Source organism: Vibrio cyclitrophicus, from assembly GCF_024347435.1.
Classification (GTDB): domain Bacteria; phylum Pseudomonadota; class Gammaproteobacteria; order Enterobacterales; family Vibrionaceae; genus Vibrio; species Vibrio cyclitrophicus.
Window position 1 is genome coordinate 256368 of the sequence record NZ_AP025481.1, and the last position, 13309, is coordinate 269676.

The following is a 13309-nucleotide window of genomic DNA, read 5'->3' on the forward strand; positions in this document are numbered from 1 at the left end:
AATTGGCTTATCAGTGATGAATGACTCAATAATTAGTGGAGACCGGACGCTAAATGTGGATTTTTAACGACTTGACGGCATACTTGAAGAGTAAGCCAGAAATGAGCCAGTTAAAGGCAGTAAACAGAACAAAAGTGTTAGAGGTTCGTGAATGCCAAGTCGTTCTAGCAAGCAGTGGCCTGCCAAATTATTATCTTTGTTGTTTTTCTTGTTGGTTGTGAGCGCCATAGAGTTCTTTCACACCAAACAGTTAGTCTTCCTACAAAATGAATCCTATTCCGAGGCAAAGAGACAGCTCTCTATTATCCGATCTCGCATAGAAGCGACGATCGTTTCCGATATGTATATTCTCAATAGCTTATCAACCCTTGTATCCGTAAACCCTAATAGCGACCAAAAAGACTGGGAGCAAATTGCGCAAAATATTATTCGAGATGGTTTCCATATTCGATTGATAGCTTTAGCTGAAGATGATGTTCTAAATTTCGTTTATCCAATGGAAGGCAATGAACAAATCCTTGGCATTGACTATCGCGACCACCCAACCCAATGGGAATCGGTTGAAATTGCTCGTAACATCGGCAATACATTTATTGCTGGCCCATTTGAGTTGTTTCAAGGCGGCCAAGCCTTGATCACACGCACGTCTATCTTTAGAGATCCCCCTTTTAATCAAGACTATTGGGGAGTTTTGAGTGCCGTGATCGATTTAGATTCACTGCTCGAGGATGTTGGGGTCGATGGAATAGAAAATAAATATGAGTTTGCGATTTGTGGTGCAAATAGTATGGGCCAAGAGGGCGCTGTTTTCTATGGCAAAGAAGATGTGTTCAATAATGCCTTTACGACCGAGCAAGTAAATTTTCCATACGGTGGATGGTACCTTGCTTTATCTGGGAATGAGCATGTGCTTATGGATGTGCCTTGGTATCGTATCCATGGTGTTAGGCTTGTAGGCTACACTCTGATGCTTATTCTTGCGATTGCTTATATTATGATTTACCGGCTTTATCGTGTTGCGGATAGCCGATCAATGCATGATGAATTGACAATGTTGCCGAATCGACGCTATTTCATGTATAGCCTAAAGCAAGCATTTAAAACGGTTCAAAAACAGAGAACACAGACCTTTGCTGTGGTTAATATTGACCTCGATGGCTTTAAAGCGATTAACGATACTTATGGTCATGCAGCGGGCGACAAAGTTTTAATTGAATGTGCTAAACGGATAAAAAGTAAACTGCGCACCTCTGATATTGTTGCAAGAATAGGTGGGGATGAGTTCTTAGTGTTGTTGCCACGTATTATCGATGATCAACACGTGGCATCGATTACAAGTAAGCTACAAAGTGCGATTTGTGAAACTCCAGTCGTTTACGACGGGCACTCGATTTATCTCAGTATCAGTGTTGGTTGGGTAAGTTATAATGACAACTTCAATGATATAGATGGTCTATTGAAAGCTGCTGACGAAAAAATGTACCAACAGAAGCGCCAAGTCACCTAAGTTGAATCTGGTCTATGATTAGAATTTAGTTGCTGAAAGTGGGGAAAAGCCTCAGAATACCGCGCTTTGCTTCGTATCAATGATTTGATAAGCAAAAGCTGAAGCAACGCATTTTTATCGTGTTGCTCATACTAAATGTTATTCAACTGAGAAAATAATCTATGAGTTTTACCTCCCTTGGCCTTTCTGAACCGATCCTTAAAGCTATTGAAGCACAAGGTTACGATAAGCCATCACCAATCCAAGAGAAAGCCGTGCCTGCTGTCCTAACGGGCAAAGATGTTATGGCCGCTGCTCAAACAGGTACAGGTAAAGCTGCAGGCTTCACGCTACCTATTCTTGAAATGTTATCAAAAGGCCCTCGCGTACGTCAGAACCAAGTTCGTGCGCTAGTGCTAACACCAACACGTGAGCTTGCTGCGCAAGTGAACGGCAGCGTAGTTAAATACGGTATTAATTTACCGCTTACTTCTACCGTTGTGTTTGGTGGCGTGAAAATTAACCCTCAGATGCAAAAATTGCGTAAAGGTAGTGATGTGCTGGTGGCAACACCAGGTCGTCTACTTGACCTATATAACCAAAATGCTGTGCGTTTTGACCAACTTGAAATTCTAGTGCTAGATGAAGCTGACCGTATGCTAGACATGGGCTTCATTCGTGATATCCGTAAAATCTTAGCATTTTTGCCTAAGAAGCGTCAGAACTTACTGTTCTCAGCGACTTTCTCTGATGATATCCGTAGCCTAGCAAAAGGCTTGGTGAACAATCCTGTTGAGATCTCGGTAAGCCCTGCAAACTCGACAGCGAAAACGGTTGAGCAAAGCATCTACCCAGTAGACAAAAAGAAAAAGAGCGCCATGCTAGCTAAGCTGATCAAAGATAACGATTGGCGACAAGTGTTGGTATTCAGCAAAACAAAACACGGTGCAAACAAGCTTGCTCGTTTCCTTGAAGAGCAAGACATCACAGCCGCTCCTATTCATGGTAACAAGAGCCAAGGTGCGCGTACTAAAGCCTTAGAGAACTTTAAAACAGGTAAAGTGCGAGTGCTTGTTGCGACCGATATAGCTGCTCGTGGTATCGATATCCCACAGCTACCTCAAGTGGTTAACTTCGATCTTCCGCATGTATCAGAAGATTATGTACACCGTATTGGTCGTACTGGCCGTGCTGGTGAAGTCGGTAAAGCAATTTCATTGGTGTGTGCTGATGAAGTGGGTGAGCTGTTCGGTATTGAACGCCTGATTCAACAGGTGCTAGAGCGTCGTGAACTTGAAGGTTTCTCCCCAGTAAATAAGTTACCTGAGTCTCGACTCGATTCTCGTCCAATTAAGCCTAAAAAACCGAAGAAGCCTCGTGAACATTCTGATGGCCAACGTTCAGGTGAGAACGCTCGCGGACATAAACCAGCAGGTAAAAACAAGCGTCATGTCTCTGGTTCAGGTTCTGCTCCTAAGCGTAAGCCAAATTCAGCTAAGAAGGCGACTGATGGCAATTCAGCCGTTGCAACGGATGATCAGTCAGTAAGAAATAATGGCAGTAACTATAAACGCGGTAATGCGGCTAACAAGCCTTCTGTGAATAACTCAGGTTCTCAAAGTACATTGGGTAAACCTAATGCTTCTGGTAAACCGAACAACTCTGGCAAGCCAGCAGGCGCAGGGAAACCTAAGAAGACAGGTTACGGTGGTAGCTATGGTTCAAATAAGCCTTCGGCGAATAAGCCAGCAGCGAATAAACCATCTAGAAGCCGTGCTAAGCCAGCACCTCAGAAATAGTTTTTCTTTGGTAAGTCGATAAGCAGATAGGTTAATAAGATAAGTGTTGTAGAGGTTCTGTAACAAGAATTGCTTTTTAGGATAATTCTTGTTCATTAGTCACTTTCTGCTACTTAACTCAAATAAACGCGAATATTGAATTTCAATGTTCGCGTTTTTTTATGGGTGTTGTTTAACAAACTAGCAGGGATTTATTTGTGTTTAAAGTCATTGAATCTAAGGGAAATAAGGTATGTAGAGGAAGGTTAATAAATCTTTAATGGTTCATTAATAACAACATAATCACTAGCGTTTTTGTTGGTTTTTGCAATTTGCAATTTCAGTTTGCAAAACAAACAAGGATTTACGTCTAATACGTGTCCAGATGCGTAGAAAATACGGGTTTTTAAAGTTGGCACGCATAGTGCATTAGTATTAGTGACCCTTCTTAAGCCGAGGGTCACCTAGCCAACTGACGTTGTTAGTGAACCCTTATTGTTCACACAAAATATATGACCAATCACCCTTTTGTGATTGGTTTTTTTTTGCCTGAATTTTAGGTCCCATTTTTTGTTATTACTTTTTACTCCCCGCACTTCGAGTAACAGCTTGGTTGGCGCGGGCATTCTCCTCCTCTTGAGCAGATAAGCCTCGCCTCTGTCTCTATCCCACGTTCAATCCAATTTATATTTAGAATCTTGGCTATTGTCGTGAGATCTTTCTTGATGTTACGTGGGATAACCACAGAACCGCCGTTATTAACGCATGACGCTTTAAGTTGCTCTGCTATGTCTCTTGAATTACCGCCTTGAGCATCAATCGCAGGGTTGAGATCTATACCAGCACATAACACGCGATTGTTGCCGGCAGGATCCGTCATATTGATAGATTCACAGCAGTAGATCCTTGGCTCATCGCCCACATTCAAAATGGAGATTTGAGCCGAGCTTCCCGCTCGAGGTTCTGATAATCGACGGAATACAGCCCAATGTTGACATGGATCAGCCACCGTTCTCATATTTCCCCAAGGTAGCGGAATCCCGTTCCCGCGGTAAACTGCCTTGAGTTTCCCCGGCCCATAAGCATCAAAGTAGTGCCAGTGAGGGTAGGGCGATACTACCGTCATTCGACGCATCGCAACAGAGGGGGAAACCCCTGCTCTTTTGTGAACGTCGATTTCGTAACCAGTACGGTCGAGTAACTGCCTAAACGGGACTTTTGGGCACAACAATGCCCCAGCAAAGAAGCTGGATTCAAAATCTCGCCATGCTTGTAGAATATCTTGAGAGTTGAGCTGTGAAGATCCTGATACCTGGTTGTCGTCCCATGTGTTGTTGTTACCGACCGACAACACACTCTTTAGGCCTTCTTTGCTGTGCAGAATGCAATGGCCGATATAAACCGAGAGGTCGTATTTCAGACGGGTAGGGTACTCTTTAAGAATCTCGTTCAAGAAGATCGTACCGGGAGGCTCAAAAAACGAGGTGACTAACTGCTTGGCATTAATCCCTAGCTCATCAACAACGTCTTGTGGTGTACGAGTTACCCAGCGGATGTTGATTCCTAGGTTTCTAGCGATGTCTATAAGGTCTTCTACGCTGAGGTTAAGGCGTTTTAAGCCCACTTCCTCTGCGGCGCGCTCAAGGTCGGGGAAGTGGTTCTGGTTGCTCTCTTGGTGTGCCCTAATCAAGAGATGCGCAAACTGACGGCCCGAGATTCCCGTTTGTGACAGCATTTCAGGAATAGCAATTTGTAGGATGTCGTTGGAGAAAAGGAAACTAGGCTCAAGTGCCATGCCACTTATCCCACCACGATTCCCTTTATCAGGGGCAATGGCTTGTTGTTCAGATTCATCGTCGAGGAACCAGGTTGGGTTCTTCTGAAAGACCTGTGCTACCACCTCCAGCATATCAATGCTTGGAACCCGCTTTCCACGTTCAATCATTGAGAGGTAAGAAACGGAAGGTGCGTATTCTGGGTTGATTCTAATACAACGCGCAGACAGATCTTCCATCGTTAAATGGTTACGTTTTCTTAGGTTTCGTATTTTCGTACCCAGGAAGTGTGACTGACGAACTAAACTTTTTGACAAGGCCATATTTGTAAAATTCACATTGTAAAATTTTTGTTGTGAAATTGTATGTAAAAAAGCGCTAATCTACAAACTAAGCAATTCACAAAATGACAAATAAATTAAACGTTAGTTTGGAATAATTGCTCTAGGACACATTTTTGCTGTAGAAATCGGTGGTTACCACCGGACTTGTCAAGAGGGAAAGACTATGAATATGCTGACATTCGATAAAACAGAAATCCAAAAACAATCAAAGCCATTTATCGCTGAAGCTGTCTTTGCCGTGGAGACAATCAGTGCCAACCAGCAAACTGAGAAGCAAGTGAAAGCGAAGCAACTGCTTGATAGACTTTTTCCGTTAGAGAACGGCTCACATCAAGATGTGACTAGCTACGTAGTCGATTACCGCCATATCATGGCTTACTTTAAAGATGGCCAGCACAGTGGCTTAAAGCACCCTAAACAGTTTGTAGCGTACATGGGTGAGAAGAATGACCCAGACTCTATCTTGTTCCGCGATAGTAGCGGAAGCCACTTAGAGGTGATGATTGGTTGCCATAAAGGAACGGGTTGTATTGAACTGGTTGAGATTAATGGTATTCAACTTGAGTCTTGCACAACCTTTGGCCAGTCGCCAATGGAAGCTACGACCACAATGCGTGAAGAGACTATCGCAGCAATGCGCCACTGGATAAGTTTGATTCAAGGTGATGCGAAGGGTAAACCAAAGGCATGCAGTGAAGACAAAGAGTTCAGAGCAAAAAGTGGTGAAGATTACTGTCTAAATTATTGTTACCAAATCTAGTTACATGAAATAGGGTTGAGATAACTATAAAGTTAAAGCCAGTAGATAATCAATCGATACGTCTACTAACGAGAAAAGCCCCAAAGATTAACGCAGTAGTTAGTCTTTGGGGCTTTTTGATGCTCTTCTCAACGTATATTGATTAATGCTTCACTGGCTCTAGTTGAGATTTACTAGTGATAACCTTAAAGAGGCATGACTCGGTTACGGCCAAGTGATTTCGCTTCATAAAGTAATTTATCCGCGCGTTCAACTAATGACTGGGCTGATTCGCCTGGTTCAAGTTCAGCAACACCAAACGAAGCGGTAATATTACCAACCTGTTTTCCACTACGGCGATCTTTAATCGACAGCTTTTCTAGAGAACGTCGGTTGGTATCAGCAAGTTGGCGAGCTATGCGTAGTGATTTGTTTGGAACGATAAGAGCGAACTCTTCACCACCAAATCGGTATGCTGAAATACCTTCTCGGCAACTTAATTTCAATTTACGAGCAATTCCTTTAAGAACCATGTCACCAAACAAGTGGCCATACGTGTCATTGAAGTTTTTAAAATGATCGATGTCGAGCAGAATTAAACACAGAGATTGTTTCGCTTCACACAAGGTTTCTATATCACGGTCGAAAGACCGACGATTATAGAGCGTCGTTGTGCTGTCAAAAAGCGCATCTTTCTGTACTTCTACCAATTGGGTCTTCAGCTTGGTGATCTCTGACGTTGCAGAATTCAACTGAGAATTGAGAAATTGGGTCGAGTGACGGATATTCCGAGATTCTGAAACAAGTTGGCGAACCAAAGACATGACTTCATCGATAGACAAACTATCATTGTCAACACGAGCTAGATCCTCGAAGCTTTTATCGATCATATCGGAGAAAGCGGAGGTGTCAGTGAGCGTATCGTTCATCGAGTTCGAGACTTCAGAAACCAACAATTCTAAGTTTGCGCGAAGATCGTTGATGTTGGTTTCGGATTTGCTAGCAACATAATTGTTGTAAAGTTGCTCACCAATAGCTGGTGGGCAAATGCCGTAGCTTTCCAAAATACCATCCATGTCTTGAGTCAGCTGCGGGATAGCATTATCGACATAGGTGTACCAAAGTGCATAATTTGCAGGTGTGGTGGACACTCTGTTCTTCATCATAAGAGGTACCGCTTTTTTTAGATTAGCGGTGGATTTCTGAAATTCGTCTTTTTTCATTATTTTTACTGCAGATACCAAACTAACTCAAGCCACTTTCGGACAAGATTAGCGGATTTCGAAGGTCTTTGCTTCAAAAATTATATGATTAATGGATGAGGGTTGGATAAATTACTTATTTTTATTATGAATATCGATTGCGCATTGATTAATGGCAGGTAATGGATTGTTCTTTAAACATATTTTGGGTTGATTTTTTTGAACGAAGATTGGGTTTTTATAAAATTACAAGTGAATATGAGTGTTGTAATACTTCAATGATTCTCACTAAGTGACGTTTAGAAGCTATGTCCGAATAGTAGACGCCTAATACTAATCAAACTAAATAATGGGTCATCCTAGCTTGTTAAAACACTCGATAACATCGCTAGAAATTTTGATTGATGAAGTTTGACTCGTTAGGTATATACCGATTTAAACTTACATCGAAGGAAGGACAAAGATAGGGGAGATTTATAAGCAGACATAAAAAAGCGCCGATAAAAATCAGCGCTTTAAAATTCTTTTTAGCTAAAAGCTAATTATTGAGCAACAACGTTTGCTGCTTGTAGGCCTTTTTGACCGTTTTCAACTTCGAAAGAAACCTTTTGGCCTTCTTTCAGAGTTTTGAAGCCTTCTGAAGCGATTGCACGGAAGTGTACGAATACGTCAGCACCGCCGTTGTCTTGAGAAATGAAACCGAAACCTTTCTCTTCGTTAAACCATTTTACAGTGCCAGTATTTGTGTTAGACATAATTTGTCCCTTATTCATAAATTTTCTAAATTGTTGATTGCATTACTGCAATGCGCTGATAATTGAATTATTTAATATTGCTAAGAAATAAGGAAAAACTACTTACAAAAACGGGTAACGATTTTACATGTCATTTTTTACTATTCATCTAACTTAAATAACTCCGGCTAACAGAGCGAGTGCATGTTAACACAGTCTTTCCGATTGTACACTCATTGATTGATAAATCATCGAGTTTTTTTGTCATGTTGTGCCAACCGACATAAACTACCCTCAATAGCTGATAGTTTTATAGGGTTTTGCTGCAGTGACAAAGTAAAAAGGAAGCCTGTAGCTTCCTTTTCATCATTAGTATAGACGATCTTAACGTTTGAAGTTGATATCTTCGATTTGATCTAAGTTAATTTTTGTTTTTGCAGGTTGCGTTTCAGCAATTACCTTGCCGTGTCGAACTGAGTATTGAACTGGTACTTGGCGACGAACAGCATCAAAGCCATTGTCAGCAGGCAAGATCAGAAGGCTACCTGGTTTACCTTGTTCAATACCGTAGTTGTTTTGAATGTTTAGAGTACGAGCTGAGTTCTTGCTGATCAAATCAAGTGAGGTATTGATTTGGTCATAGCCCATAACTTGTGTTACGTGCAGCCCCATATGCAAAACTTGAAGCATATTTGCTGTGCCAAGCGGGTACCATGGGTCAAACACATCATCGTGGCCAAAACAAACGTTGATGTTTGCTGCTAGCATCTCTTTCACACGAGTCACGCCACGGCGTTTTGGGTAATCGTCGAAACGGCCTTGTAAGTGAATGTTCACTAACGGGTTTGCTACGAAATTGATACCAGACATCTTCAATAGACGGAACAGACGAGACGCGTAAGCACCGTTGTAAGAACCCATCGCCGTTGTGTGGCTTGCTGTTACCTTTTCACCCATCTCAAATTTATGAGCAAGGGCTGCCAGTGTTTCAACAAAACGAGATTGTTCGTCGTCGATTTCGTCACAGTGAACGTCGATCAGACAGTCGTACTTGCGTGCAAGCTCGAACACGTAATGCAGAGATTCAACACCGTATTCACGAGTGAATTCGAAGTGAGGGATAGCGCCAATAACGTCAGCGCCGATCTTCACTGCTTCTTCAAGCAACTCTTTGCCGTTAGGGTATGAAAGAATGCCTTCCTGAGGGAATGCAACGATCTGAATGTCGACCCACTCTTTCATCTCTTCACGAACTTCAACCATCGCTCTTAACGCAACTAACGTTGGGTCAGATACGTCAACGTGAGTACGCACGTGTTGAACACCGTTAGCGATCTGCCATTTCAGTGTTTGCTTCGCACGAGATTTAACGTCTTCAATTGATAGCAGTTCTTTGCGCTCAGCCCAACGCTCAATACCTTCAAACAAAGTGCCAGAGATGTTCCAGTTAGGCTCACCAGCGGTTTGAGTGGTATCTAGGTGGATGTGCGGTTCACAGAACGGTGTAACTGCAATGCCACCTTCAGCATCAAGAATGTCACCTTGATGATTAATTTGTGCGTCATTATCGAGAATGCGAGAAAATTGACCATTTTCAATCAGAATCTGTTTCAAGCCCTCTTGGTCTTGAAGTTTCGCGTTCTTGATTAATAAGGTTGTCATAGTGTGTCCTTAAGCGGCCTGAGATTTCAGAGCTTTTTTGTTCAATAGAGGATTAAGCACGAGGTAACTGATTGCACCACCTAACACTGCGTTCAAAGGAACAACGCCAGGAAGGAAATGACCAGCGGCTACGCCTGTTGCTACCGCGATAATGCCAGCCCAATTAACGGTTTGGAACTCTGCATTTGCAAAATCTTTGTAACGTTTACGATTCGCAAAGAAGTCGGCGATGATTACGCCACCAATTGGTGGAATCGCCAACGATAGGAAGGTTAGCCAACCTACGAAGTTGTTGTACAACCAAAGCGCGAAAATCGTACCGATGATGCCGTTAATGATAGACATTGTAGTACTTGAGCGACCAGTGATGTTAGATAAACCAAGGCCAGATGCATAAAGAGCGTTTTCATTGGTTGTCCAGATGTTCAAGCCAAGCACGATGATCGCTGGAAGCAGCAGCCCTTGTGCGATCATTACATCTGAAATGTCTGATTGGCCTGTTGCTGCTGCACCGGCTGCACCGAAGATAAACATCAGTGAGTTACCGATGAAGAATGCAACCATTGTGATTAATACTGCGCTCACTGGCTTTTTACCAAAGCGAACAAAATCGGCCGTTAGCGTACCTGCACTAACAAATGAACCTACAACCATTGCTAAGGCCATTGAGAAGTCCATTGGAGTTTCTGGTTTAATCAGTTGTAGCTGTTCTAGTCCGCCAACGCTGTCTACCGCAGTCAACACTGAGTAACCACCTAGAATTGCAATCGCTGGAACAGCAATCGCTGAAAGCACCATTAGCGCTTTAATACCGAAGTACACCGTACCTGTCATCAAAAGGCCTGACACAATAATCAAAGTGTTGGTATCAATGCCCGTCGCTTTCTGTACTGGAATTGCGAACATCGCTACACCTACGCCAAACCAACCGACTTGTGTACCACCAAGTAGAGCAGAAGGAAGCCATGAGCCTTTTGTACCGAAAGAGAAACGAGCTAGGAGGTGAGTAGAGAGGCCAGTAGATGAGCCGATGTAGCCAAGAAAAGAAGTGTAAATACCAAGAATTAGGTTACCGATGAGAACGGCGAGGAAAAAATCGTTGAATGAGAGGCCTGTCCCGAGTGAACCACCTGTCCACATACTTGCAGAGAAGAAAGTGAGTCCAAGCATTACCATGGTGAGTGAAGCAACTCCTTTCCTAGCCGATGCTGGAACCGGCCCAAGACTGTAGTTATTATCCGCAGCCATCTTTTACCTCCGCAATTGATCAAAATTAAAAATAACGGTTGCCGTATTGCAGGCAAACGAGCGCATTATGGTGGTATAAATCACATAGTCAATGCTATTTTTGTCAATAGTTGTACATCTGAGTAGGTTAACGAATTAATTATCTTATATAACATGGGGTTATTTTTTTTATTGTGCCATATAAATAAATAGAAAACGTTTTCTATAACGCATTACTTGTCTAATGTCGGGTGTTGGATGTTAATGTTGGTTATTATTATTTTGAATGGGTGTCTGTATATTTAGGAGGGGGGTTAATCAAACGACAGGCAAAAAAATAGCCAATCGCAATAACCGCAATTGGCTTATATATTTTGTGAACAAGAAAGGTTCACTAACAACGTCAGTTGGCTAGGTGACCCTCGGCTTAAGAAGGGTCAATATATACATTGCAGGTAGTGTGCCAACTTTTAAAACAGCATGAAACGGTTGTTTTATAGCAATTTGGTGCGTATTTGAGCGTTTTGTTCGCTTTTTTGGAATTCGATATCGCATTTTGCAATTGCAATTTGCAAGTGCTGGTCGTTTGGTCGCCAATAAGAGTAAACGGTAGAGGCGCTGAGGTTTCTGCATTTTTAAGTTCTTTTAGACCTTTATTAGATAGAATTTGTAGCCGAAAAAATAGAAAAAACTGAAAGTTAAAAAAACAGAAAGCCCGTAATATCTGAGAACGTACGGGCTTTCTTTTTTTGACTAATGAGGCGTGTTAGATGGAGTAAAAGAAGTATAGTTGAGACTTCATTCGAATGATGATTCCACGAATCACATCTAGGAAACCCATAAAGCTAATTGGCTTTTCACCGCTTACCCATGCTAGTCCAACAGAACCTACTGGTATATCGTAACCTTCCGCTTCATCAATTTTTAGACGGACAAAGTGATGCTTGTTCTGAAGGTTTCGACCTGTCGTTACACGAACTTGCTCATCGAGGCCTAGTAAGTTAGCTTGTGCTTCGCCTGTCGCTTCTACAATACCTTCTACGGTCGCAGAGAATATTTTCCCCGGGTATACGGCGGTAGAAAACTCTGCGGGTTGGCCAACCTTTACGTTACGAATCGCTTGGTGATTCACTCGCATCAATACATACTTTTCTTCGGTATACATTTGGATACGAGGCATCATTGAAACTCGCTGTCCTTCACGAAGGATAAAGTTTGTCACAAAGCCGTCGGTTGGAGCGGTTACCTTGGTGCTGTTCAGATCCCATTGTGCTTGTGCCAACGTAGCCTTTGCTGAATCGACTTCAGTTTGCTTTTTACTCACATTGGTTTCTGCTTTGTGGATGTTTAGTTTCGCATTTTCGGCATCGACTTCTTTTTTACTGAGCTGAGACTCTAGGGTTGTGACATTATGAGTTGCTAAGTCTACCTTTGCCGTTTGTTGGTCGATGTCAGTTTCAGTAATCGTATGTTCTACGACACTGTTTTGCTTCTGGTAACGATCAAGCGTTTTTGATTGCAGTACTAAGTCTGTTTTTGCTGATTCTATTTGTGCAATCGAAGCCTTGATGTCTTCAAGCGCTGATTGGTAACTGATTTTAGCAATACTAACTTCTTGATGAGCTGTGTCTAAAGCGACTTCCGTTGATTCAAGTTGAACACTTGCTTTGTCTCTTGCGATTACATATTTAGTGTCATCAATCTCATAAAGAAGCTGCCCTTCAATGACATCTTGGTTTGGACTGATGTGAACTTTAGTCGTTTTCCCTGTTACCGCTGTTGAGTCCGGACGTAACTGAATATGTGGAGACTGAACAACTGAACCACCCGACAGATCCATCGGAGTGTAGTTGATCAATCCAACCCACACGAACATCAACCATGACGTACCACCGAGATAAGCGAACGCCTTAGTGCCTTTGTTCCACGGCATGCCCACTAGTCTCAGTAAATAAATGAACAGTGCCCAAATAGCTAAACCTTCTAACATACTGGGTTCTCCTCATTTTTATCGTTTTGTTCTGGTTGAACGTCAGGTTTAGCTGGCGCTTTCCATGTGTCCCTCAGGTTAATAATGGCTTTTTCCATATCAACAAAGGCCAATATGACGGCAAGTACCCATACCCAATGCCAAATAAAACCAATCCATGTTAATGCGGTGATTAAGCCGAGTTGTTGATGCTCTTTACTGTGAGCTTTATTGATTGGTAATTCATGAACACGCCAGAATCCGTAACATGCAGCCGCGATAGTTGCGACTAATACAACGCCTGCTACGACGTGCAATGCGGTATCGGCACCGGTTCCGACAAATGGGACACTTAATAAACTCATTGATAAATCCTAAGCTAAATGATGCGCC

General features: G+C 42.5%; 10 protein-coding genes. 3 read left to right on the plus strand and 7 right to left on the minus strand.

Annotated elements, in window-relative coordinates:
* Positions 1 to 151 precede the first annotated feature (151 nt).
* Complete coding sequence (locus tag OCW38_RS16200; protein WP_010428560.1) at positions 152 to 1507, plus strand: diguanylate cyclase; 1356 nt, start codon at positions 152 to 154, stop codon at positions 1505 to 1507.
* A 161-nt stretch (positions 1508 to 1668) separates the two neighbouring features.
* The gene (locus tag OCW38_RS16205) at positions 1669 to 3285 is read left to right on the plus strand and encodes a DEAD/DEAH box helicase (RefSeq protein WP_261896268.1); all 1617 of its coding nucleotides are present in this window, start codon (positions 1669 to 1671) and stop codon (positions 3283 to 3285) included.
* Positions 3286 to 3847: 562 nt separating this feature from the next.
* Here the strand turns inward: OCW38_RS16205 and OCW38_RS16210 are convergent.
* Positions 3848 to 5278 carry a DUF3612 domain-containing protein gene (locus tag OCW38_RS16210; protein WP_016769119.1) on the minus strand — a complete coding sequence of 477 codons (1431 nt, stop codon included), beginning with the start codon at positions 5276 to 5278 and terminating at the stop codon, positions 3848 to 3850.
* Between the two features lie 268 nt (positions 5279 to 5546).
* On the opposite strand from OCW38_RS16210, the gene OCW38_RS16215 reads away from it, so the two are divergent.
* The gene (locus OCW38_RS16215) at positions 5547 to 6143 is read left to right on the plus strand and encodes an aldolase/citrate lyase/malate synthase family protein (protein ID WP_261896270.1); all 597 of its coding nucleotides are present in this window, start codon (positions 5547 to 5549) and stop codon (positions 6141 to 6143) included.
* Positions 6144 to 6328: 185 nt separating this feature from the next.
* On the opposite strand, the gene OCW38_RS16220 is transcribed toward OCW38_RS16215, so the two are convergent.
* From OCW38_RS16220 to OCW38_RS16245, 6 genes are all read right to left on the minus strand, one after another.
* A complete protein-coding gene (locus OCW38_RS16220) occupies positions 6329 to 7345 on the minus strand; it encodes a GGDEF domain-containing protein (RefSeq protein WP_010428574.1) in 1017 nt (338 codons plus the stop codon).
* A gap of 521 nt (positions 7346 to 7866) precedes the next feature.
* Positions 7867 to 8079: a transcription antiterminator/RNA stability regulator CspE gene (gene cspE, locus OCW38_RS16225; protein WP_004730009.1), complete on the minus strand. Its 213-nt coding sequence runs from the start codon at positions 8077 to 8079 to the stop codon at positions 7867 to 7869.
* A 363-nt stretch (positions 8080 to 8442) separates the two neighbouring features.
* Positions 8443 to 9720: a cytosine deaminase gene (locus tag OCW38_RS16230; protein WP_010428579.1), complete on the minus strand. Its 1278-nt coding sequence runs from the start codon at positions 9718 to 9720 to the stop codon at positions 8443 to 8445.
* A gap of 9 nt (positions 9721 to 9729) precedes the next feature.
* Positions 9730 to 10968 (minus strand): cytosine permease, encoded by a 1239-nt coding sequence (codB, locus tag OCW38_RS16235; RefSeq protein WP_032545041.1) that lies wholly within the window; start codon positions 10966 to 10968, stop codon positions 9730 to 9732.
* 745 nt (positions 10969 to 11713) lie between these two features.
* Positions 11714 to 12937, minus strand: coding sequence for an HlyD family secretion protein (locus OCW38_RS16240; RefSeq protein WP_065612687.1), 1224 nt, complete (start codon positions 12935 to 12937; stop codon positions 11714 to 11716).
* Positions 12931 to 13281: an MFS transporter gene (locus OCW38_RS16245; protein ID WP_010428586.1), complete on the minus strand. Its 351-nt coding sequence runs from the start codon at positions 13279 to 13281 to the stop codon at positions 12931 to 12933. The genes OCW38_RS16240 and OCW38_RS16245 overlap by 7 nt, the downstream gene beginning before the upstream one ends.
* Positions 13282 to 13309 lie beyond the last annotated feature (28 nt).

Bases quoted from the DNA above. Each gene is read 5' to 3' on its own strand.
- OCW38_RS16200 (WP_010428560.1), top strand. From the start codon at position 152: ATGCCAAGTCGTTCTAGCAAGCAGTGGCCTGCCAAATTATTATCTTTG.
- OCW38_RS16205 (WP_261896268.1), top strand. From the start codon at position 1,669: ATGAGTTTTACCTCCCTTGGCCTTTCTGAACCGATCCTTAAAGCTATT.
- OCW38_RS16210 (WP_016769119.1), bottom strand. From the start codon at position 5,278: ATGGAAGATCTGTCTGCGCGTTGTATTAGAATCAACCCAGAATACGCA.
- OCW38_RS16215 (WP_261896270.1), top strand. From the start codon at position 5,547: ATGAATATGCTGACATTCGATAAAACAGAAATCCAAAAACAATCAAAG.
- OCW38_RS16220 (WP_010428574.1), bottom strand. From the start codon at position 7,345: ATGAAAAAAGACGAATTTCAGAAATCCACCGCTAATCTAAAAAAAGCG.
- cspE (WP_004730009.1), bottom strand. From the start codon at position 8,079: ATGTCTAACACAAATACTGGCACTGTAAAATGGTTTAACGAAGAGAAA.
- OCW38_RS16230 (WP_010428579.1), bottom strand. From the start codon at position 9,720: ATGACAACCTTATTAATCAAGAACGCGAAACTTCAAGACCAAGAGGGC.
- codB (WP_032545041.1), bottom strand. From the start codon at position 10,968: ATGGCTGCGGATAATAACTACAGTCTTGGGCCGGTTCCAGCATCGGCT.
- OCW38_RS16240 (WP_065612687.1), bottom strand. From the start codon at position 12,937: ATGTTAGAAGGTTTAGCTATTTGGGCACTGTTCATTTATTTACTGAGA.
- OCW38_RS16245 (WP_010428586.1), bottom strand. From the start codon at position 13,281: ATGAGTTTATTAAGTGTCCCATTTGTCGGAACCGGTGCCGATACCGCA.